This is a genomic window from Saccharothrix sp. NBAS 001, assembly GCF_056640475.1.
In genome coordinates, this window is record NZ_CM153251.1 from 7,975,783 (window position 1) to 7,998,077 (window position 22,295).

The following is a 22,295-nucleotide window of genomic DNA, read 5'->3' on the forward strand; positions in this document are numbered from 1 at the left end:
GGTGTGGCTATCCGGCTCGGGTGATCAGGAGTACGGGTGGGCCACGACGCCCGTTCACCCGCCGCAGCACCACGGCGGTCAACGTGTCCGGCGTCGTGGACGACGGCAGCGGGCACGTCCGGTGCTCGACGGGTACGAACGGGACCAGGACCGGGGCCAGCCGGGACACCGCCGACGCGAGCGCGGACAGCGCGCTGTCCGCGCGGGCCAGCAGCAGCCCGGTGAGCAGCCCGGCCACCACGTGCGCGGCGGTCATGGTCAGCGGGCCGAAGCCCAGCCCCGGCCCTTCGGGGACGTGGTGGCCCAGGCTGAGCAGCGCGTGCTGGCCGACCTGCGCCACGCCGAGCGTGGCCAGGATCGTCCACGGGCTGCGCCCGCGCTCGGCCAGGGCGGTGCCCGCCAGGGCGACCAGCGCGGTCAGCGGGAGGGCGGGCGCGAACTCGGTCAGATCGCCCCCGGCCGCCCCGTGCGCGGCCACGCTGAGTGCGGCAGAGGTCACGGCCAGTAGAACGGCCCGCGCGAGGCGGGTCGAGGCCGGACTTCTGGTCATGCACAGAGCGTAGGAGACCGGCGCCCGAAGGTGTGAGGCGCTCCGGTCGTAGAGGGGTTTGGGTTGCGCCGAACGGTGGTAAGGGCTACCCGTGAAGACCGTGTCTGAACCCGTCGAACAGTCGCTGCCAGGTGAACCGGGGGCCGGGCGGCGACCCCGCCTCGACCCCGTCGTGTTCGGGGTCGCCGCCGCCGTGACCCTCGCCTTCCTGGGCTGGGGCGTCTTCGGGACCGAGTCCCTGGCCGCCGCCTCGAAGGCCGCCCTGGACTGGGTCATCCGCAACCTGGGCTGGGCGTTCGTGCTGGTCGCGTCAGGTTTCGTGCTGTTCGCGCTGTGGCTCGCGATCAGCCGGTACGGTCGGATCCCGCTCGGCCGCGACGACGAGGAGCCCGAGTTCAAGACGGTGTCCTGGATCGCGATGATGTTCAGCGCGGGCATGGGCATCGGGCTGATGTTCTACGGCGTCAACGAGCCGCTGTCCCACTTCGTGAAACCACCGCCGGGCACGGTCGCCGCGCAGAGCGACGCGGCGCTGCAGAACGCGATGGCGACCACCCTGTTCCACTGGACCGTCCACCCGTGGGCGATCTACGCCGTGGTGGGCCTGGCCATCGCCTACGGCAGCTTCCGGCGCGGGCGCAGCCAGCTGATCAGCGCCGCGTTCACCCCGCTGCTCGGCAAGCGGCGGGCGAACGGCCCGGCGGGCAGGGCGATCGACGTGCTGGCCATCTTCGCCACCCTGTTCGGCTCGGCCGCGTCGCTGGGCCTGGGCGCGCTCCAGATCGGCAGCGGCCTGACCAAGGCCGGCTGGGAGGTCGGCAACGCGATCCTGGTGGGCATCATCGCGGTGCTGACGGCGGTGTTCATCGCGTCGGCGGTGTCCGGGGTGGCCAAGGGCATCCAGTGGCTGTCGAACACCAACATGGTGCTGGCCGTGGTGCTGGCGGCGTTCGTGTTCGTGGTCGGGCCGACGGTGTTCGTGCTCAACCTGGTGCCCGCCGCGATCGGCGACTACTTCCGCGAGCTGGCCGACATGGCGGGCCGCACCGCCGCGTCCGGCGGCGACGCCACCGAGGCGTGGCTGTCCGGCTGGACGATCTTCTACTGGGCGTGGTGGATCTCGTGGACGCCGTTCGTCGGCATGTTCATCGCCCGGATCAGCCGGGGCCGCACCATCCGGCAGTTCGTGACCGGCGTGATCGGCGTGCCCAGCGCGGTCAGCCTGGTCTGGTTCTGCGTGTTCGGCGGCACCGCCATCCACCTCCAGCGCACCGGCACCGACCTGGCGGGCGAGTCGTCGGCGGAGAGCCAGCTGTTCGGCATGCTCGACCAGTTCCCGCTCGCGGGCGTGGCCTCCGTGCTGGTGATGATCCTGGTGGCGATCTTCTTCGTGTCCGGCGCGGACGCCGCGTCGGTGGTCATGGGCACGCTCTCGCAGCGCGGCTCCCTCACGCCGTCGAGGGGCGTGGTGGTGTTCTGGGGCGTGCTGATGGGCGCGGTGGCGGCGGTGATGCTGCTGGTCGGCGGCTCGAACGCGCTGACCGGGCTGCAGAACCTGACGATCATCGCCGCGCTGCCGTTCGCGGTGGTCATGGTCGGGCTGTGCGTGTCGCTGGCCCGCGACCTGCGCAGCGATCCGATGATCCGGCGCGAGGAGCGCGTGGCCGAGGTCATGGAGGAGGTCTGCTTCGGGCCCGAGGAGACCGCCCTGCTCACCGTGGAGCAGATCGTCAGGACACGCCCAGGCGCCTGAGCAGCTCGGCTTCCAGCGCGTCCAGGTCCGCGCCCACGGCGCGGTGCGCGGCTTTGCGGCGCGGCGCGGGCATCCGTTCGGAAGCCCGTACCGCGGCCGTGAGCTGGGTGAGCCGCGCCTCGGTGCTCTCCACGTACTCGCGGTCCTGGGCGCGCACGTCCTCCAGCGCCCCCGCGAACCCGGCGATCCGGGCGTGCAGGCGCGCGCCGTGCCCGGAGTAGCGGGACAGCTCGCCCACCGGCACACCCAGCCTGCGGGCCCGGTACTGGTCGTAGCGGTCGCTCACCACCGCCGCCGCGCGGGCCGCCAGCGGCGCCACCACGGGGATCAGCGCGGGGGCCACGACCTTGGCCACGCCGACCAGGTTCTTCGCCCGGCCGGGCGTGAAGCCCTTGCTCCGTTCGCGTGCCATCGCCGCACACCTCCTCACCCGAACAGTAGAGGTCGGACCGGTGTCGTGCACAAAAGATCGAATCCGGTCCATCAGGTTGCCGGTACAAGCGTCGGCGCGGCGGCATACCCTACTTGCCGTGACTTCCCAGGTGCAGTTGGACGCCGGCGTGGTCACTCGTTGCCGGCGGCGGGTGCACCTCGAACACGATCCAGCGATGCGCGACGCGCCGAAAGCCGCGCCGGACCCGACCGGCCAACTCCGCAAGGCCGACGCGACCGAGCACCGCCGGGTGGTCGCCGAGGCGCTCGGCCGAGTGGTGGGCTCCGACCTGATGGAGATCCCGCAGGACGTGCCCAGCGGCGACCGCGAACGCGTCACCGCCGCCGCGATGGGCGCCGGGGTGCCGTTCATCTGGGGCGCGATGCTGCCCCGCGACGAGCGCGGCGGCCGGCGCGGCGGCATCGACCTGCTGGTCAAGGACTCGACCGGGTACGTGCCGGTCCTCGTCGTGCGGCACAAGGTCACCGATCCGGGCACGGGCGCGCGCACGTCGCCGCTGTCGCACCCGCTGCCCGGCGGCGCGCGCGTCGACCCGCTGCGCAAGGTCCGCCCGCAGCCCCGCGACCAGCTCCGCCTGGCCCACGCCCAGCGCCAGTTGCAGGCGTCCGGGTTCGCCGCCGCCGGCCGGTCCTACGGCGGCGTGGTCGGCATGGACGGCGACGTCGTCGTCTGGCACGACCTGGAGGCCCCCACCTGGCCCGGCGGCCGGACCGCGCTGGCCGAGTACGACTCCCGGTTCTCCGACCGGCTGGCCGTCGCCACGGCCGCGGTGACCGGCGCGCACCCGCTGGCCCGGCCGTCGCGGATCGTCGAGTGCCGGTCCTGCCCGTGGTGGCCGGTGTGCGAGGTCGACCTGAAGACCTCGCGGGACGTCAGCCTGGTGGTGCGCGGCGAGGACGCCGTGGCGCTGCGCCGGATCGGCGTGTCCACGGTGGACGACCTGGCCGCCCTCGACCCGCACAAGCCGCCGGTCACCCCGCTGGTCGGGATGCTCTACCCGGACGCGGTGATCCTGGCGCGGGCCTGGCTGCGCGACCTCACCGTCGTGCGGCGGGTGCCGTACATGGACGTGCCGCGCGCCGACGTCGAGGTCGACGTCGACATGGAGAGCTTCGGCGACCTGGGCGCGTACATGTGGGGCTGCCTGCTGTCCGGCGCGGACGTCGGCGAGGAGCCCGGCTACCGCGCGTTCGCCACCTGGGACCCGCTGCCCTGCGACGACGAGGCCCGGTCGTTCGCCGAGTTCTGGGGCTGGCTGACCGCCGTCCGGCTGCGCGCCCGCGCCCGCGGCCTGAGCTTCCGCGCCTACTGCTACAACGAGCTGGCCGAGAACCGGTGGCTGCTCGGCTCGGCCGAGCGGTTCAAGGGGCGGCCCGGCATCCCGACCACCGCCCAGGTGCGCGAGTTCATCACGTCCGACTCGTGGGTCGACCTGTTCGGCATCGTCCAGGAGCAGTTCCTGTGCGCCCACGGCAAGGGCCTCAAGACCATCGCCCCGGTCGCCGGGTTCTCCTGGCGCGACCCGGAGGCGGGCGGCGAGAACTCGATGCGCTGGTACCGCGACGCGGTCGGCATGGACGGCCCGCCGCCCGACCCGGCCCAGCGCCGCCGGCTGCTGGAGTACAACGAGGACGACGTCCGGGCCACCCACGCGCTGCGCGAGTGGATGACCTCGGACGCGATGGCCGGCCTGCCGTTCGCGGGCGACCTCTAGGGACCTACTTGGGGGCCATCCGCAGCGCGCCGTCCATCCGGATGACCTCGCCGTTGAGGTAGTCGTGCTCCACGATCGACACGGCGAGCCGCGCGAACTCCTCGGGCAGCGCCAGCCGCTTCGGGAACGGCACGCCCGCCGCCAGGCCCGCCCGGAACTCCTCGGAGACGGTGGCCAGCATCGGCGTGTCCACGATGCCCGGCGCGATCGTCATCACCCGCACGCCCACCGACGACAGGTCGCGCGCGGCCGGCAGCGTCATGCCCACCACGGCCGCCTTGGACGAGGCGTAGGCGACCTGGCCGATCTGCCCGTCGTAGGCCGCGATCGAGGCGGTGTTGATCACGATGCCGCGCTGGCCGTGCTCCAGCGGCTCGGTCTTGCCGATCGCCGCCGCCGCGAGCCGCAGCACGTTGAACGTGCCGACCAGGTTCACGTCGATGACCTTGCGGTACAGGTCCAGCGGGTGCGGGCCGGACTTGCCGACGGTGCGGGTGGACGGGCCGATGCCCGCGCAGTTCACCACCACGCGCAGCGGGACGCCGGAGCCGGCGGCGGTGTCGACGGCCGCCTGGACGTCCTCCTCCGAGGTCACGTCGGCGGCCAGGTAGGTGACGCCCTCGACGGGTTCCGCGTCGTCCACCCGGATGTCCAGGGCGAACACCCGCGCGCCCTTCGCGGCCAGCGCCCGCGCGGTCGCGTTGCCCAGCCCGGACGCCCCGCCGGTCACGATCGCCGCGGTTGCCTCGATCTGCATGCCACACCCTCCGTTGCCCAGCGACTCTGCCGGGTCCGGAGGTTAACGGCCGTTCAGCTGCTTGTGGTCGGACAGGTGCAGCAATGCGACCAACGGCACGGCGGCGACCAGCGCCAGCCCCGCGAAGATCGCCAAGATCAGCAGCAGTTCCATACCTGAACGATGCACGTACCGGAGGTGCCCGCGCGTCCGCCGCCAGGGCTGTTTCGGCGTACCCCCAGAGGACTACCTACCTCACTCTCCGCATACAACTTGCGTTCGACCCACGGCCAACTTCGGCTGCGACCGTCTGGAATATGTTCGTCCGACGGATCGCGGTCGTGGGAACGGGTTACGTGGGCCTGACCACGGGGGCCTGCCTGGCCTCCCTGGGGCATCGGGTCGTCTGCGCCGACGTGGACACGCTGAAGGTCGCCCGGCTGCGCGCCGGTCAGGTCGACATCCTCGAACCGGGCCTGACCGAACTGGTCACCGAGGGCCAGGCCGCCGGGCGGCTGGAGTTCGTGGAGGGCGCGCGGGCCGCCGTGGCCGACGCCGAGGTGGTGTTCCTGTGCCTGCCCACGCCGATGGGCGCGGGCGGCGCGGCGGACCTGTCCGCGGTCGAGTCGGTGGCCCGCGACCTGCGCGAAGTGCTCCCGTACGGGACGGTCGTGGTGTGCAAGTCCACCGTGCCGGTCGGCACCTCGACCCGGGTCGCGGGGCTTCTCGGCCGCGAGGACGTGGCCGTGGTGTCCAACCCGGAGTTCCTGCGCGAGGGCAGCGCGGTGCGCGACTTCCTGCACCCCGACCGGATCGTCGTCGGCTCCGACTCGCCGCAGGCCGCCGAGCGGGTCGCCGCGCTGTTCGCCAAGCTCGGCGCGCCGACCGTGCTGATGGACGCGGCCAGCGCCGAGATGGTCAAGTACGCCGCCAACTGCTTCCTGGCGATGAAGCTGTCCTACGTCAACGCGATCGCCGAGCTGTGCGAGCTGGTCGGAGCGGACGTCTCGTCGGTGACCGACGGCATGGGCTACGACCGGCGGATCGGCCAGTCGTTCCTGCGGCCCGGACCCGGCTGGGGCGGGTCGTGCCTGCCCAAGGACACCCACGCCATGGTCCGGATCGCGGAGTCGGTGGGGGTCGACTTCGAGCTGGTCCGGTCCACCATCGACACCAACCGGCGGCAGCAGCAGCGGGTCGTGGACAAGGTGCGCGACGCGGTCGGCGGCACCCTCGCCGGCGCCCGGATCGGCATCCTCGGGCTGGCGTTCAAGGCGGGCACCAACGACCTGCGGGACTCGCCCGCGCTCGCGGTGGCCGAGCTGCTCGCGTTCGAGGGGGCCGAGCTGGTCGCGCACGACCCCGAGATCAGCCGGCCGCTGGTCGGGATGACCGTCGTGGACGACGCCTACCAGGCGGTCCGGGACGCCGACGCGGTGGTCTTGCTCACGGAGTGGCCCGAGTTCCGGGCCCTCGACTGGGGCCGCGTGGCCGGGCTGATGAACGGTGCCGTGGTGCTCGACACCCGCAACCACCTCGACGCGGATGCCTTGCACCGCGCGGGTTTGGCCCTCCAGGGGCTGGGGCGCAAGCAGCCCGCCGCAGCGGGTTGAGCCGACCGTCGTACATCAGGACACAATTTAGTTCGCGAGGTTAACCAAAGATGGGATGTCCACGTAGGTTGTCCGCGTGTTCACAACCCGCCCGGAACTCGTCGGCACCCACGGCATGGTCGCGTCCACGCACTGGCTCGCCTCCAGCGCGGGCATGGCGGTGCTGGAAGACGGCGGCAACGCGTTCGACGCGGCCGTCACCGCAGGCTTCGTCCTGCAAGTCGTCGAGCCGCACCTGAACGGTCCGGGCGGCGAGGTGCCCGTGGTGTTCACCGCGGCGGGCGACGCGACCCCGAAGGTGCTCTGCGGCCAGGGCGTCGCCCCCGCCGGGGCCACCACCGGCCACTACCGGGGGCTCGGCCTGGACCTCGTGCCGGGCAGCGGGCTGCTCGCGGCGACCGTGCCGGGCGCGTGGGACGGGTGGCTGACGCTGCTGCGCGACCACGGGACCAAGTCGCTGCGGGACGTGCTCGGGTACGCCATCGGGTACGCGCGCGACGGGTTCCCGCTGCTGGAGCGCGTCTCGGCGACCGTCGAGACGGTGTCGGACCTGTTCCGGGAGCACTGGTCGTCCTCGGCGGCCCTGTGGCTGCCGGACGGGAAGGCCCCGCGACCGGGCGCCCGGTTCCGCAACCCGAAGCTGGCCGACACCTGGGAGTGGCTGCTCGCGGCCGGCGAGGCGGCCGGCAGCGACCGCGAGGCGCAGATCGAGGCGGCCCGGCGGGCGTGGTCCCAGGGGTTCGTGGCGGCGCAGGTCGAGCAGTTCTGCCGGACCGCGTTCCGCGACGACTCCGGCGCCGACCACGCCGGCGTGCTGACCGGGCAGGACATGGCGTCGTGGCAGGCGACCTACGAGGACGCGGTGACCGCGGACTTCGGCGAGTGGACGGTCGCGAAGATCGGCGGGTGGTCCCAGGGGCCGGTGCTGTTGCAGCAGCTGCGGCTGCTGGAGGCGTTCGCCGACCGGCTGTCCTACGTGGACGGCCTGCCGACCGCGGAGACCGTGCACCTGGCGGTGGAGTGCGCCAAGCTCGCGTTCGCGGACCGCGAGGCGTGGTACGGCGACAGCGGTGACGTGCCGCTGGAGGCGCTGCTGTCGAAGGACTACGCGCAGGCCCGCGCCGCGCTGGTCGGCGAGACGGCGTCGCGCGAGCTGCGCCCGGGTTCCCCCGGCGGGCTGGACCCGGTGCTCCCCGCGCACGTGCGGGCGGGCGCTCCCGCCGCCGGGGTGGACGGCGGCGGCGCCCTCGGCGAGCCGACCGTCTCGCGCACCGGCGCGGTCCGCGGCGACACCGTGCACATCGACGTGGTGGACCGCTGGGGCAACCTGGTCTCGGCCACCCCGTCCGGCGGCTGGCTCCAGTCGTCCCCGACCATCCCGTCGCTCGGGTTCTGCCTGGGCACCCGCGCGCAGATGTTCTGGCTGGACGAGGGCCTGCCCAACACCCTCGCCCCCGGCAAGCGCCCGCGCATCACGCTGTCCCCGACGCTCGCCCTGCGCGACGGCGAACCGGCGGTCGGCTTCGGCACCCCCGGCGGCGACCAGCAGGACCAGTGGCAGCTCGGGTTCTGGCTGGCGCACACGGTCGGCGGCCTGAACCTCCAGGAGGCCATCGACTCGCCGATGTGGCACAGCAACGCGTTCCCGAGTTCGTTCTACCCGCGCGCCTGGACGCCCGGCGAGCTGGTGGTCGAGTCGCGCCTGGGCGCGGCGGCCCTGGCGACGCTGCGCGAACGCGGCCACGAGGTGGTCGACGCGGGCCCGTGGTCCCTCGGCCGGATGTCCGCCGTGGCCCGCGACCCCGGCACCGGCTTCCTGCGCGCCGCCGCCAACGCCCGGGGCAACCAGGGCTACGCCGCCGGCCGCTGACCCCGGACCGCCGGGGCCTTGGACCCGGCGGGACCGGGTCGGAGTGGGACTGGGGTTGGAACGGCCCCGGCCCGAGGGGGAGGGGGCCGGGACCGTTCCGGCTCCGGGTGGATCGGTCAGTCGACGTCCCGGGTCGCGGTCGTCCCGCCGGCCGGCCACGAGGTCTTCCTGAGATCCATGGAGCGGAAAATTTCGCAGTTCGGCCCCTCGGATCAAGCTCGCTACCTCCTCCGAGTGGACTTCTTCACCCGGAGCGGTGGCCGCAGTGCCGCAGGACGGGCCGTGGGGCGGTGCCGCCCGGGGTACGACCGGGGTCGTACGCGGCGGGCACGCCTGGCGGGCGATGTCCTCGCTGGTGGCGCTCCCGTACGGTCGTGCCGTGGCTTGGCTGGCGTGGGTGTGGTTCGCGGCGACGTTCGTGCCGCTGCTGTGGCGTCGCCGCTTCCCGGTCGCCGTCATCGCGGTGACCGGGGTGTCCACGTGGCTCTACTACGTCACCGGCCACGGGGGCCCGCTGATCGTCGTCCCGGCGTTCGCGCTCCTGTCGCTGCGCCGGGTGCGCATCGCCGAACGTCGGGATCGCCGGATGGAAGAGGAACGCCTGCGGATCGCCCGCGAGGTGCACGACGTGGTCGCGCACAGCCTCGCCATGATCAACGTCCAGGCCGGCGTCGCCGCGCACGTCGCGGACCGCCGCCCCGAGGAGGCCGTGAAGGCGCTCAGGGCCATCAAGGAGGCTTCCGGCCACGCGCTGGACGACCTGCGCGCGACCCTCGGCGTCCTGCGCACCGGGGAGGGCGTCACGCCCGTGCCCTCGCTGTCCCGGCTGCCCGAACTCCTCGCCCCGGTCCCCAAGGCCCGCGTGGTCGGCGACCCGGGCGAGGTCCCGGCACCGGTCGACGCGGCGGCCTACCGGGTGGTGCAGGAGTCGCTGACCAACGCCCTGCGCTACGCCCCGGACGCGACGGCGATCACCATCACGTTCACCCGCGCCGAGCCCGGCCGCGACGGGGCGGGGCACCTGGAGATCTCGGTGCGCGACGACGGCACCGGCGGCGCGCAGGCCGGGCAGGGCGCGGGGTCGGGGCTGCGCGGGATGCGGGAGCGGGTGGAGGCGCTGGGCGGCGGGTTGGCCGCCGGCCCCCGGCCGGAGGGCGGGTTCGAGGTGCGTGCGGTTCTGCCGTGGGAGGTGGCGCGTGATCAGGGTGGTGCTGGCCGACGACCAGGTGCTGGTGCGGGCGGGTTTCCGCCTGCTGCTGGACACCGAGGACGGGTTCGAGGTGGTGGGCGAGGCCGGCGACGGCGCGGAGGCCCTGCTGCTGGCGCGTGAGCACCGGCCGGACGTGGTGGTGATGGACATCCGGATGCCCGGCGTGGACGGGCTGACCGCGACCCGCGACATCTGCGCCGAGCTGCCGGAGGTCAAGGTCCTGGTGCTGACCACGTTCAACGTCGACGAGTACGTCTTCGAGGCGCTGCGCGGCGGCGCGTCGGGCTTCCTGCTCAAGGACACCGACCCGGTCGAGCTCCTGCACGCCCTGCGGGTGGTCGCGCAGGGGGACGCGCTGCTCGCGCCGAGCGTCACCCGTCGCCTGATCGAGGAGTTCGCGGCCCGCCCGGAGCACCGCCGGCCGGATCCGAAAGCGCTGCGCGAACTGACCGCCCGGGAACGGGAGATCCTGGCGCTGGTGGCGGGCGGCCTGTCCAACGACGAGATCGCCGCACACCTGGTCATCAGCCCGGCCACTTCGCGGACTCACGTGAGCCGGGTGATGACGAAACTGGCCGCGCGGGATCGGGCGCAACTAGTCGTGCTCGCGTACGAATCGGGTTTGGTGAGCCCCCGTCGGCCATAACCCGACAGTATGAGGAATTGTTATACCTCTGGTAACCCAGGGTATTGGTCGTATTCGTCGCACATTCTGGGAACCCGCGTGCGAGGGTGCATATGCTCGTCACGTAAAGCGATCGGGTGGCCGGAAAAATGCACGGAGGGTGACCAGCCCAAGAAGCCCCGCGTTCTTCACGCGGGGCCCGGGATCGAGCGGTGGTCAGGCGATGGCGCCCGGCGGCAGCTTCAGCTTGAACGGCAGCGTCGTCACAACGGCCAGATCCGACGCGGTCCGCTTCATCAGCGTGGGCGCGTTGCGGGAACCCGGCTCGGGCAGGTCGAGCAGCCGGTCGACCGCCTCGACCAGCGGACCCTCGTAGATCCAGACCGCCTGGGCGGCCCTGGTGCTGTCCCGAACCGCAGGTAGGCGGCCTGCGCGCGCCTCGGTCTCGGACCAGAACAGGATCGAGTCGATGAACCCTCTGCGTTGCTTGAACGCCATGATGCGATCGAGCTGTCCGTCCTCGTCCCGGAGGTGGAGGAACTGGAAACCGCTCTCGCGCAGCTCGATGACCTTGCTCAGTGCGAGATCCATGGCGCACCTACCTCTGTATCTGAGGTCCCCTAGCAGGCACAGGTCTGGTGACCCGAAAAAGATCGTACGGCAAGCGCACAATCCCCCATAGGGCCTAGGTGGACGATGTGGTCTCAATGCGGGGACGATCCCGGTCTGTTTTCGATACGCACCGCAGTGTCCAAACCGCGCGCGCCGAAAATGTGACCGCTCCCAAAGTGACCAGGCTCACAGCAAGCCACATCTGCTTCTCCGGTCGGTCGGGGGATGTCATCACCAGAAGAGACGCCGCGCATGGGACGGGGGTTGCCTGCGGCCGGCGCGACCAACCCCTGTCCCCGCCGACCGTCCCGGATCGGGTGAAGGGGAGGACTCGCCCACGGCTATCCTTGCGCGGTGGCGCGTGCATTGATCACCGGTATCACCGGTCAGGACGGCCGATATCTCGCCGAACTCCTGCACGACAAGGGGTACGAGGTGTTCGGGCTGGTCAAGGGCCAGAGCAACCCGCGCGCCGAGCTGGTGCAGCAGGAACTGCCGTTCGTCGAGGTGGTCTCGGCCGACCTCCAGGACCTGACCAGCCTCATCTCCGCGGTCGAGCAGACCCAGCCGGACGAGGTGTACAACCTCGCGGCCATCTCGTTCGTCGCGCTGAGCTTCAAGCAGGCCGAGCTGACCTCGAACGTCACCGGCCTGGGCGTGCTGCGGATGCTGGAGGCCATCCGGATGGCGGGCGGCAGCACCAACAACCCGATCCGGTTCTACCAGGCGTCCAGCTCCGAGATGTTCGGCAAGGTGCGGGAGACCCCGCAGCGCGAGACCACCCCGTTCTACCCCCGGTCGCCGTACGGCGTGGCCAAGGTCTTCGGCCACGACATCACCGTCAACTACCGCGACAGCTACGGCCTCTACGCCTGCTCCGGCATCCTGTTCAACCACGAGTCGCCGCGCCGGGGCCTGGAGTTCGTCACCCGCAAGATCACCAACGCGGTGGCCCGGATCAAGCTCGGCCTCCAGGACACCCTGGTGCTGGGCGACCTGGAGCCGCGCCGCGACTGGGGCTTCGCCGGCGACTACGTGCAGGCCATGTGGCAGATGCTCCAGCAGGACCAGCCCGACGACTACGTGATCGCGACCGGTGTCACGCACCGGGTGCGCGACTTCGTCAGCGCCGCGTTCACCCACGCGGGCATCGAGGACTGGGAGTCCCACGTCACCCAGGACCCGCGCTTCTTCCGCCCGGCCGAGGTGGACCTGCTGGTCGGCGACGCGGCCAAGGCGCACGAGAAGCTCGGCTGGAAGCCGCAGGTGGAGTTCGCCGAGCTGGTCGCGATGATGGTCGACCACGACCTGGACGTGGAAGCGCGCAAGGCCGGTCTGCGGTGATCTCCTACGCGCAGAACGGGGAGGACGTCGTCCTCGCCCGGCTGTTCCACGGGCGGACCACCGGCCGCTACGTCGACGTCGGCGCGGCCGACGCCGTCCAGGACTCGGTCACCAAGCACTTCTACGACCTGGGCTGGCGCGGCATCAACGTCGAGCCGATCCCGGACCACGCGCAGCGCCTGCGCGAAGCCCGCCCGGACGACGTCACGCTGGCCGTCGCGCTCGGCGCGGCCGAGGGCACCGCGACCCTGCACGTGGTCGAGGACCGCTCCGGCTGGTCCACCCTGGACGACGACCTGGCCGCGGGCTACCGCGCCGAGTTCCAGGTGGTCGACGTCGAGGTCGAGGTGCGCACGCTGGCCGCCGTGCTCGACGAGTTCCCCGGCCCGGTCGACTTCCTCAAGATCGACGTCGAGGGCGCGGAGCGGGCGGTCATCGAGGGCGCGGACTGGACCCGGCACGCACCCCGGGTGGTGCTGGTCGAGGCGACCGAGCCCGGTTCGCCGACGCCCAGCCACGAGGGCTGGGAGCCGCTGCTGCTCGCGGCCGGCTACGCGCCGGTCCTCTTCGACGGGCTCAACCGGTTCTACGCGCTGGAGTCCGACGAGCAGGCGCGCACCGTGCTGGCCGCGCCCGCGAACGTGTTCGACCGGTTCGTCCGGGCCGAGCACGCCGACCAGCGGCTCGCCCGGGTGGCCGAGATCGGCTACATCCGGCGGCTGGAGAACGCGGTCCGCGAGGCGCAGGACGCCCGCGCCAAGGACGCCGCGCACATCGAAGACCTGGGGGCCGCGCTGCGCGAGGCCGAACTCCGGCTCGGCAGGTCGCACCGGCGGCTGGCCGCGCTGGAGGCGCGCCTGGTGGAGCTGGAGAACCGCTGACCCGACCCGCTCGCGCGGGCCGGGCCACCGGGCTCATCCCCGCGGATCGCGCTTGCGGTGCACGCCGCCGAGGTGCCTGCCCTCGCGGTAGATCCGGTGGATCCGCTCGCGCATCACCGCGCCGACGGCGTCCGCGCCGCTGTGCGCCCGGATCGCCTCCCGCGCCCGCTCGCCCATCCGCGCCCGCAGCCCGGGGCTGTCGGCGAGCCGCCGCAGCCACTGGCCGGCCTGCGCCACGTCCGGCTCCGCCCACAGCTGGCCCGGCCGGTACCAGTCGGCGAACCGGTTGTCGTAGCGGTGGTCCTTGGCGGTGATCGGGCGGATGCCGTAGCCGACGGTCGCCGCCGCGCCGGGCGGCATGAAGTCGGTGTTGCCGCCGTAGCCGGTGGCCACGACCGGTTTGCCGAGCATCATCGCCTCGGCCATGCCCAGGCCGTAGCCCTCGGAGCGGTGCAGCGACGCGTACACGTCGCACGACGCCAGCAGGGCGTCCATCTCGGCCCGGCTCAGGTCCTCGGAGATCAGCGTCCCGCCGACGGCCGCGACGGCGTCGCCCAGCGCCGCCGCCATCAGCGGGAAGATGTCCAGGTCGATGGCCTTGATCACCAGGTGCGCCGAGGTGCCGCGCTCGTGCGCCGGGAACGCCCGGCGGAACGCCTCGATCACGCCCCACGGGTTCTTGCGGGCGTCGCTGGAGGACGCGCTGAACGTGAACAGCACCACGAACGCGTCCTCGGCCAGCCCGAACCGCGCCCGGTCCGGCCGCGCCGAGATCTCCGGGATCACGTTGGGCACCACCGTGATCGGGATGTCGGTGACGGTCCGGAACGCGTCGCCGACGAACGACGACACCACCCACAGCTCGTCCAGGCGGGGCAGCTGGACCAGCGTGTAGTCCAGGATCTCCGGCAGCTCCCACGCCCACAGCGCGATCGTGTACCGGTCCAGCGCCGAGTCCGGGATGAGCTGGAACTCGTTGAGGTTCACCATCCACAGGTCGACCGGGTAGTCCTTGCCGCCGCGCAGCTCCGACATCGCGCGCGGCACCGCGACCGTGCGGACCGGCGCGCGCGAGTTGAACTCGGTGTAGGTCAGGCCCGCGTCGGTGTCCAGCAGCGCCAGCCCGGCCCGCCGGAACGACTCGGAGAGCCCGGTGGTGGCCCGCATGTCCGCGAACAGGTTCACGCCCGGCGTGGCGACCTCCAGCGGCGCGGTCACGTCGGCGGGCACCGCCGCCCGCGCCACCTGCGGCACGTGGTCGGCCGACGCCTCCAGCGCCGCCCGGTACTGCCGGGCCACCGCGGGCCACGACGCGGCCGAGGCCACCCAGTCGCGGGCCAGCCCGCCCGCCGCCCGCACCTCGCCGGGCTCGACGATCATCCGCTCCATCAGCGTGGCCAGCGCCTCGGCCTCGGCCTGCGGCTCCAGCGGCACCCGGAAGCAGAACTCCTCGTCGTAGTGCCGGTTCTGCGGCAGGTCGCTGGTGATCACCGCCCGGCCCGCGCCGAACGCCCGCATCATCACCGCGCTGGTCTCGCCGGCCGTGGGCCAGCGCAGGTTCACCACCGCGTCGGTCGCGCCGATCAGCCGCTCGAAGTCGTCCTTGGCCGGGCTCAGCTCCAGGTGCACCGAGTGCGCCAGCCCGTACTGCTCCAGCGCCCGCAGCACGTCGGCGTGCACGTCCGGGTAGTCCACGTGCCCGGCGATCAGCAGCCGGGCGTGCGGCCAGCGCCGCCGGGCCTGCGCGAACGCCAGCACCACCACCAGGATCCGCTTGATCCGGTTGAACCCGCCGAACACGCCGAACACCACGTGGTCGTCGGACCAGCCGAACCGGGCCCGCACCGAGGCGCGCTCGGCGTCGCCGCGGACCGGCGCGCCGGAGTTCACCACCGAGACCGGCAGCCCCGGGTACCGACCGCGCAGCCGCGACGCCGTGTACGGGTCGTGCACGATGACGCCCTTGCTCGCGGCCAGCAGCCGCCGCTCCAGGGTCATCGTCATCGCGTCGAGGTACTTGGTGCCGTCCGCCTCGACCGCCGGCCACCCGTGCAGCAGCGCCGGGTCGCCCGGGTCGCCCCAGATCGGGCCGTGCGCGTAGACCAGCTCGTCGCGGAAGCCCGCGGTGCCCAGGCCGCCGTGGAACCCCTGGTGGAAGTCCAGCAGCGAGGTGTCGTGCAGCACCACCACGCCCGGCTCGGCCAGCGCCCGCCGGTAGATCCACGAGTGCACGCCCGAGTGGTTGCCCATCTGGTAGACCGGCAGCCCGGTCGCCTCGGCGGGCGGGACCACCGGCACCGGCGAGGACGCGGCGGCCGACCGCGACACGGCGGTCAGCGACACCTCGTCGCCCAGCGGGCCCAGCAGCTCGTAGGTGTAGTCGGCGATCCCGCTGCGCTCGGGCGGCAGCGGGCTCCACATGCCCACCCGCATGGTCACACCCACGCGAGCAGGCAGTACCGGCCGGCCCGCGCCGCGTCGGTCGCGGGCGGCGTGGCGGGCCACCCGTCGAGCGGGCCGCTGTCCGGGTAGCGCACCTCGATCCGGGAGAACCCGGCCACCTCGGCCAGGAACCGCAGGAACGTCGGGTGCACCGGCCGCCGCGCGAACGGGTCGACGTGGAAGTCGGCCAGGCCAGGCCCCTCCGGGTTCGGCGTCTCCAGCACCAGCACGCCGCCGGAGGCGAGCGCGCGGGCCGACAGGTCGAAGAACCGGGCCAGCTCGGCCGGGTCGTGCCGCTCGGCGAACCGGAACGCGGTGACCGCGCCCAGCGAGCGCCGGCCGGTGCGCGCCAGCGCGTCCAGCGGGTCCGCCTCGGCCACCGGCAGGCCCAGTTCGGCGCAGTGCTTGACCACGAACGGGTTGGCCGACGTGCCGGACGCGGGCACCTCCGCCGCGCGCAGCACCTCCAGCCACTCGCCCCGGCCGGGCGAGACGTCCAGCACCGGCCCGCCGGCCGCGCGCACCACCGGCAGGTAGACCTCGCGGGCGGCGCGGACGCGCTCCTCGGGGCCGTCGAGCAGGTGCGCCACCGGGATCTCCAGGCCGGCGGCCCGCTCCGGCACCGCGGTCACCTCGACCTCGGGGGTGGTGGCCCGCGCCTGGTCGAGGAACAGGTCGAGCTGGGCGTGCCGCAGCCGGGTGTCCAGCGCCGCCGAGTCCAGCTCGGCCAGCCGGCGCTCGATCCGGTCCAGCCGGGCGGTCACCTCGTCGGTCGCGGTCTCCCGGTCGACCAGCCGCAGCCGCAGGTCGGTGACCTCGGTGCGGACACCGCCGATCGCCGCGTACAGCCGCTGGTTGAGGCCCGCCATGATGTTCTGGTCGGCGGCGCGCAGCTGCTCCAGCTCGTCACCGGTGGCCGCGCCGCTGTTCGCGCCGCCGCCCTGGCTCAGCGCGTCGACCGCGTCGCGGACCGCGAGGTTGAAGTCCACTTGCCACTTGAGCTGCCGTTTCCACAGCAGGCGCAGCAGGAATCTGCCGAAGACGTCCCGCGAGCGCAGCGGCAGGTTGAGGTTCCGGTGCTTATCCAGGCGGACGATGGCGTCCGCCAGGCGTGCTTGCGACATGGACCGTCCAACGAAAGATTGCGGGCGAAGTCGCCGAGAGCGGCTGAGCGCAGTCTAGGCCAGTCGCCCGCGCGGGCGGGCCGCAACCGGGTCAGCGGACCGGTTTGGCCTGCAACTCCTTCACGATGGTGTCCACGACGACCGGGTTGAGCAGGCTGAACGTGCCGCCCGCGAGGCTGCGCTCGGCGACCTCGACCACCACCGCCGAGGTGTCGGCGAGCATCTTCCCGGCGGCCTCGCCCCGGTCGGCCGCGAGCTGCCCGTGGTGCATGATCGTCAGGTCGCCGAACGCGCTGCCCAGGTACTTCGTGGTGCGGATGGTGAACGAGTCGCTGAGCATCCCGACCTTCGGCGCGTACGTGCCCGGACCGCTGGTCGTGTTGAGCCGCAACGGCTTGTTCAGGTCGCGGGAGGTGTCGTCGCGGGTCCGCGAGGTCTTGCCGTCCGGCAGGATCCGGTAGGACAGGCCGGTGGTGGTGCCGGTGCGGCCGATCAGCGGCGGCAGGTCGGCGGCCGACTGCCACGCCGGGCCCTCGTCCACCCGCCACGTCGAGGTGAGGCCGGGCCGCAGCTTCTCGGCCACCCGGCGGGCGGTCACCACGCCGCCCTCCTCGCCCCAGTGCGCGTCCACCGGGCCGTAGACCGGGGTGCCCAGCCGCTCGCCCCAGTCCTTGAGGTCCTTGCGCACGTCCAGGACGTAGTCCTCCTTGGACACCGCCGCCCAGAACTCGTCCACCACCTCGCGGTGGCACTCGCGGCCGGGCAGGTCGGGCGGCAGGTTCTGCGGGTAGAGGGTCGCCTTGTCCGGCGCGACCACCACGACGAACTTGCGGCCCGACGCCGTCACGCCGTCGCGCAGGGTCCGCAGCCGGCGCACGATCTCGTCGGTGGCGAAGGACTGCGCGCAGTGGCTGGCCAGCTCGTTGCCCAGGTACAGCCAGCCGTTCGTGCCCTCCACGACGTCCGGGAAGGTGACCGGCGGGCGCTTGGGCTTGGCGGGCTTGCTGGTCTCGGTCGGGATGACCGCGCCGCCCTGGTCGGACTTGGGCCGCGCGGGCGGCTCGCCGAACACGCCCCGGCTGATCGCGTCGTAGAGGCCGATCGCCTGCTCGCGCAACGGCAGGTGGTCGCTCGCCCACGGCTGGAGCTTCTCGATCTCGGTGATCCCGGGGAACCCGGTGAGCGCCCGGTTCTCGAACTCGCGCGGGTGCGCGCCGAGCACGAACGCGACCGCCGGCAGGGTGAGGAAGACCACCGCGCAGATCAACGACACCCGCTGGGTGGCGCTGTGCCGGGGGCGGTGCAGCGCGTGCTCGGTCGGCAGCAGCGACTCGTGCACCGGCGGCAGCACGTTCTTGGCGTCCGGGTCGGCCTCTTCGTGAGCGGTCATCGCCGGTCCAGTATGGCCTCCACCCGGCCCAGCGCGTGCCGGATCGGGCCGGCCGCCGGGCCGAGCACCCGCCGCGCGGCGCGCACCAGCGGCGGCCGGTGCGGCGGGGTGGTGCGGTCCAGCCACGTCCGGTGCGCGGCGTCGAGCCGGGTGCGCAGCCACGCGGCGGCGGCGTCGAACGACCGGGTGCGCAGCAGGTGATCACGGGCGGCCAGGCCGCGCCGGTGCGCCTCCTGCGGGTCGTCGGCGATCTCGCGCAGGGCGCGCGCGGCGGCGTCCAGGTCGGGGTCGGCCCAGCGGGCGTCCGGCTGGTACGGCGGCCAGCCCGGCCCGACGGTGGTCATGCCGTGCGGGATCGGCCAGCCGACCGACGCGTTCACGAACTCGGCCGTGCCGCCGTAGTCGGTGGCGACGACCGCGAGGCCGCGCACCATCGCCTCCGCCACGGTCAGCCCGAAGCCCTCGCTGCGGTGCAGCGACACGTAGGCGTGGCTGGACGCGTACAGCTCGGCCAGCTCGCCCGCGCTCAGGTAGCGCTCGACCAGCGTGATCCTCGGGTCGTCGGCGACCAGCAGCCGCAGCCGCTCCGCCGCGCCCGGGTGGAGGTGGGCATTTGTCGACTTGACGACCAACCGCACGTCCGCGCGGCCGGGGAACGCGCGCTGGAACGCCGTCACCACGCCCCACGGGTTCTTGCGCTGCGCGGTGCTGTTGAAGTCGAACGCGAACAGGAAGCCCGTGGTCTCACCGGGCGCGCGCGGCTCGGCGCGCACCAGGGCGCGCTCCACCACCGGCACCGGCACGGTCCGCACCGGGACGGGCGAGTGCGGCTCGACCGCCCGCCGCACGAAATCGCTGACCGTCCACACCTCGTCGACGAGTCCGAAGTGGTGCATGGTCGGCGGGAACTCCTCCAGCTCCCAGGCCCACAGGCCGATCCGGTACCGGCCGTGCCCCACCTCGGGGTCGGCCTCCAGCAGCGACCGGGTGAAGTCGCCGTTGACCGTGATCAGGCTCACCGGGTACTTCGGCCGGCCCACCGAGTCCGGCGCGGCCACGCCCGTGCGCGCGGTGCCCTTCACCGAGTGCTCGTCCACAACGGACACGTGCGGCACGCCGGCGGCGGCCACCACGTCCAGGACCACCCGGCCCATCTCGCCGATGCCCAGCTCCGCCGTGTGGTAGCCGGCCACGTTCACGCCGAACTCCGCCGTCGGCGCGGCCGGCTCGACCGGCGCGGTCGGCAGCGCCCACACCGGCACGCCCTCGTGCACGCCGTGCCGCGCGCACCAGTCGCGGAAACCGGGGTCCAGGGCGTCCAGCGGGCGCGGGAACGCGGCCCGCAGGTCGATCCGGGACTGCCACACGCCGTGCAGCAGCCGGTTCATGCCGGACGCGCGCTGCGCCGGCGTGGCGGGGGAGACGAGCCACTCCCGGAACGCGGTGCCGTCGAACGCGTGCGGCGGCGGGGTCCTCGGGGTGTCGTCCAACGGGTCCGGTTCGACCCGCAGCGCTTCCCGGTACACCGCGCGCATCACGTCGGTGATCGGCTCGCCGTCGGGGAACGCGTCGAACGCCGAACGGGCCGTGGCCGGGGTGTGCCGCTCGTAGAGCCGCCGCCAGCCCGGGTGCGCCGAGAGCAGCACGCGGTCGTGGCCCGGCGCGGTCAGCCACGGGTCCTCGTGGCCGGTGAAGTCGACCACCAGCGCCCGGGACGGTTCGCGTTCGTGCAGGTTCCAGGCGGCCACGCCCAGCCCGGGGTCGCGGGCCACGTGGTGCGGGAAGAGGGCGGCGGCGTCGGCGGCCCACCCGCGCGGGGCGTCCGCGACCAGGTCGGCGCGGGCCCGGTCGGCCCAGAAGTCCGCGAACGCCCGCGCGTCCCGGCCCACCGCCACGAAGTTCTCGGTGAACCCGCCCACCAGCCGGGGGTGCCGGCCGTCGTCGGGCAGCGGCGCCAGCAGCTTCGGCACCAGCGTCAGGCCGGCCGGGAAGTCCGGCAGCGGGCCCAGCACCAGCGAGTCCGGCGCGAAGTGCACCACCAGGTCGTACACGTCGAGCAGCCGGCGGACCAGCAGCGGCGCGGCGAAGCGGACCAGCCCCTCGGACGTGCCGCAGGTCGCCGCCCGCAGGTACTCCCGCGCCGGCACACCCAGGTCGCGCGCCGCGAGCACGGTGACGCCGGGCAGCTCCCCGGCGTCCTCCCACGCGTCGGCGACCAGCACCACGAACTCGTGGTCGGGGTGGTGCTCCCGGTAGGAGCGGGCCAGGGCGCTCGCCGCGCCCGGCCCGCCGACCACCACCGCGCTGCCGGCGACCCGCCGATCAGGCATCCACGGCCAGTTGCTCGATCTGCGCCAGCAGCAGCTCGTCGAACGCCTTGGTGACCTGCGCCATGTCCTTGCCGGTCACCTGCACGCGGACCACGACGTCCTTGGAGATGTAGTGCGCGCGCGCCACGCCGAGGCCGTTGCCCGCCGGCGGGGCCTGGAACGCCGTGACGCCCGTGGGCAGCGTGCCGCTGTAAGGCTGCATCGCGAACTTGGCCTGGAGCACGCCCAGCGCGTCACGCGCGGTCTTCGCCTCGGCCGGGCCGTTCATCTTCACGGTCAGCACCTGCGTGTACATCGCGCCGCCGGAGACCACCGAGCCGCCCAGCCGCGACCGGCCCGCGCCGGACGCCTGGTACGCCTCGTTCTCGTCGGCGGTGAGCAGCTTGCCCGCCACCACGTCGGCGAAGTTCTTCACGCCCGACTGGTCCTGGCTCACGCCCGGCAGCTTGGCGACCTCCAGGCCGTCCTTCGGCTTGGTCGTCGTCGTGGTCGGCGGCGGACCGGAGGTCTGCGTGGTCTCGCCACCGGCCGTGCTGTTGGCGTCCCGGGTGGTGAAGAACCAGATGCCGCCGCCGACGAGCGCCAGCACCACGACGATCCCGACGATCGCCAGCCACTTCTTGCCGCCGCCACCGCCGCTCTCGTCGAACACCTCGGGGCCCTGCGCGATCCAGCTCGGCGTCTGCTCGCCGACCACGCCGAAACCCTGGTCGTTGCCCCACGGCGGGGTGTTCGCCGGGGCCGCGCCGCCACCCCAACCGCCCTGCTGGGGCGGCTGCGGGGGCATCTGGTTCGGCGGGGGCGCGACCGGGCGCACGTACTGGGTGCGCTCCGCGTCCGGCGGCCGCTGGCCGCTGACCACCTGCGTCGCGTCCGGGTTCGGCGGCGGCTGCACCGGCGGCTGGCCGGGCGTCACCACCTGGGTCGCGTCCGGGTTCGGGCCGCCCTGGGGCGGCTGCGACGCCTCCCAGCGGAAGGGCGCGCCGAACGGGCCGTTGCCCTGCGGGGGTTGTTGCGGCGCCGCGCCCGAGGCGGAAGCCAGGAGCTCGTCACGACGCCGGCGGTATTCGTCGGCGCTGATCCGACCCTCCGCCAACGTCCTGTCCAGCTCCGCCAGGTCCTCTTGCCAGGCCATCCGCCCCTCCAAAGTAGCCGCGCGGTCGCCATTGTGACCTATGGGCCGGTCGGGCTTTCGGGCATCCGCCACTTGTGATGCTGTCGTTGCCGTCAGTGAGCCGGACTCACGTGCGGCCACCCGCCCGAACAGAGCCCCGCTCGCCTTCGCGCTGGTCTTTGTGGCCCAGTCCGCCAGGGCCGATCGGAGCAATTCCGTCCGCGTGGATCTTCCGCGCGGGGGAGGTCTCCCACGGCCCGCGCCCCGGCCCGGTACCCGCCCGGCGACCGCCGTGCATCGGCCGATAGCCGGACATCCGTTGGTGCGTGCGGAAAACGACGACGCCGTGCCGATCACCGCGCGGTGATCACGTTCGTCCTCTCCGGTGGACTTCGCCTTCGGGCGAACTACCGGGGCGCGGGCTCCATTAGCGTCCGAACCACAAGCCGGTAGGTGCCGGCGGGCGAGCGGAGGTCGCGGACCGAGGCCCGCGCGTGCACCCGTCTTCCAGGGGGAATGGATTGTCAGCGCAG

The 22,295-nt window shown here is 73.2% G+C and carries 17 protein-coding genes; 8 read left to right on the forward strand and 9 right to left on the reverse strand.

Annotated elements, in window-relative coordinates:
- Positions 1-7: 7 nt before the first annotated feature.
- Positions 8-550, reverse strand: a complete 543-nt coding sequence (locus AC0HI0_RS35075) for a hypothetical protein (RefSeq protein WP_480927765.1) — start codon at positions 548-550, stop codon at positions 8-10.
- 124 nt (positions 551-674) lie between these two features.
- Here AC0HI0_RS35075 and AC0HI0_RS35080 point away from each other — a divergent pair, with 124 nt between their 5' ends.
- On the forward strand, positions 675-2,303 hold the full coding sequence (locus AC0HI0_RS35080) for a BCCT family transporter (protein WP_480934457.1): 1,629 nt from the start codon (positions 675-677) through the stop codon (positions 2,301-2,303).
- Here AC0HI0_RS35080 and AC0HI0_RS35085 read toward each other — a convergent pair.
- Positions 2,281-2,715, reverse strand: coding sequence for a DUF6474 family protein (locus AC0HI0_RS35085; RefSeq protein ID WP_480927766.1), 435 nt, complete (start codon positions 2,713-2,715; stop codon positions 2,281-2,283). The genes AC0HI0_RS35080 and AC0HI0_RS35085 overlap by 23 nt on opposite strands.
- Before the next feature lie 118 nt (positions 2,716-2,833).
- On the opposite strand from AC0HI0_RS35085, the gene AC0HI0_RS35090 reads away from it, so the two are divergent.
- The gene (locus tag AC0HI0_RS35090; RefSeq protein ID WP_480927767.1) at positions 2,834-4,471 is read left to right on the forward strand and encodes a TM0106 family RecB-like putative nuclease; all 1,638 of its coding nucleotides are present in this window, start codon (positions 2,834-2,836) and stop codon (positions 4,469-4,471) included.
- A 4-nt stretch (positions 4,472-4,475) separates the two neighbouring features.
- Here the strand turns inward: AC0HI0_RS35090 and AC0HI0_RS35095 are convergent, their stop codons facing one another.
- Complete coding sequence (locus AC0HI0_RS35095) at positions 4,476-5,228, reverse strand: SDR family NAD(P)-dependent oxidoreductase (protein ID WP_480927768.1); 753 nt, start codon at positions 5,226-5,228, stop codon at positions 4,476-4,478.
- A gap of 296 nt (positions 5,229-5,524) precedes the next feature.
- Here AC0HI0_RS35095 and AC0HI0_RS35100 point away from each other — a divergent pair, with 296 nt between their 5' ends.
- The 4 genes from AC0HI0_RS35100 (at position 5,525) to AC0HI0_RS35115 (ending at position 10,546) form a co-directional block, all read left to right on the forward strand.
- Positions 5,525-6,820 carry a UDP-glucose dehydrogenase family protein gene (locus tag AC0HI0_RS35100; protein WP_480927769.1) on the forward strand — a complete coding sequence of 432 codons (1,296 nt, stop codon included), beginning with the start codon at positions 5,525-5,527 and terminating at the stop codon, positions 6,818-6,820.
- A 76-nt stretch (positions 6,821-6,896) separates the two neighbouring features.
- Complete coding sequence (locus AC0HI0_RS35105) at positions 6,897-8,690, forward strand: gamma-glutamyltransferase family protein (RefSeq protein WP_480927770.1); 1,794 nt, start codon at positions 6,897-6,899, stop codon at positions 8,688-8,690.
- A gap of 256 nt (positions 8,691-8,946) precedes the next feature.
- Positions 8,947-10,020, forward strand: a complete 1,074-nt coding sequence (locus tag AC0HI0_RS35110; protein ID WP_480927771.1) for a sensor histidine kinase — start codon at positions 8,947-8,949, stop codon at positions 10,018-10,020.
- Positions 9,902-10,546: a response regulator transcription factor gene (locus AC0HI0_RS35115; RefSeq protein WP_480934458.1), complete on the forward strand. Its 645-nt coding sequence runs from the start codon at positions 9,902-9,904 to the stop codon at positions 10,544-10,546. Before AC0HI0_RS35110 ends, AC0HI0_RS35115 begins: the two co-directional genes overlap by 119 nt.
- Positions 10,547-10,741: 195 nt before the next feature.
- Here AC0HI0_RS35115 and AC0HI0_RS35120 read toward each other — a convergent pair whose 3' ends face one another.
- Positions 10,742-11,116, reverse strand: coding sequence for a hypothetical protein (locus AC0HI0_RS35120; RefSeq protein WP_015097510.1), 375 nt, complete (start codon positions 11,114-11,116; stop codon positions 10,742-10,744).
- Between the two features lie 375 nt (positions 11,117-11,491).
- Between AC0HI0_RS35120 and gmd the strand changes: the two genes are divergently transcribed.
- Both gmd and AC0HI0_RS35130 read left to right on the forward strand, forming a co-directional pair.
- Positions 11,492-12,481 carry a GDP-mannose 4,6-dehydratase gene (gene gmd / locus AC0HI0_RS35125; protein WP_480927772.1) on the forward strand — a complete coding sequence of 330 codons (990 nt, stop codon included), beginning with the start codon at positions 11,492-11,494 and terminating at the stop codon, positions 12,479-12,481.
- Positions 12,478-13,362: an FkbM family methyltransferase gene (locus AC0HI0_RS35130; RefSeq protein WP_480927773.1), complete on the forward strand. Its 885-nt coding sequence runs from the start codon at positions 12,478-12,480 to the stop codon at positions 13,360-13,362. Before gmd ends, AC0HI0_RS35130 begins: the two co-directional genes overlap by 4 nt.
- Before the next feature lie 33 nt (positions 13,363-13,395).
- Here the strand turns inward: AC0HI0_RS35130 and AC0HI0_RS35135 are convergent, their stop codons facing one another.
- From AC0HI0_RS35135 to AC0HI0_RS35155, 5 genes are all read right to left on the reverse strand, one after another.
- Complete coding sequence (locus AC0HI0_RS35135) at positions 13,396-15,795, reverse strand: glycosyltransferase family 4 protein (RefSeq protein ID WP_480927774.1); 2,400 nt, start codon at positions 15,793-15,795, stop codon at positions 13,396-13,398.
- 2 nt (positions 15,796-15,797) lie between these two features.
- Positions 15,798-16,928, reverse strand: coding sequence for a class I SAM-dependent methyltransferase (locus AC0HI0_RS35140; RefSeq protein ID WP_480927775.1), 1,131 nt, complete (start codon positions 16,926-16,928; stop codon positions 15,798-15,800).
- 91 nt (positions 16,929-17,019) lie between these two features.
- Positions 17,020-18,318 carry an alginate O-acetyltransferase AlgX-related protein gene (locus tag AC0HI0_RS35145; protein ID WP_480927776.1) on the reverse strand — a complete coding sequence of 433 codons (1,299 nt, stop codon included), beginning with the start codon at positions 18,316-18,318 and terminating at the stop codon, positions 17,020-17,022.
- Positions 18,315-20,648: a glycosyltransferase gene (locus AC0HI0_RS35150; protein WP_480927777.1), complete on the reverse strand. Its 2,334-nt coding sequence runs from the start codon at positions 20,646-20,648 to the stop codon at positions 18,315-18,317. Before AC0HI0_RS35150 ends, AC0HI0_RS35145 begins: the two co-directional genes overlap by 4 nt.
- On the reverse strand, positions 20,641-21,783 hold the full coding sequence (locus AC0HI0_RS35155; protein WP_480927778.1) for a hypothetical protein: 1,143 nt from the start codon (positions 21,781-21,783) through the stop codon (positions 20,641-20,643). Before AC0HI0_RS35155 ends, AC0HI0_RS35150 begins: the two co-directional genes overlap by 8 nt.
- Positions 21,784-22,295 lie beyond the last annotated feature (512 nt).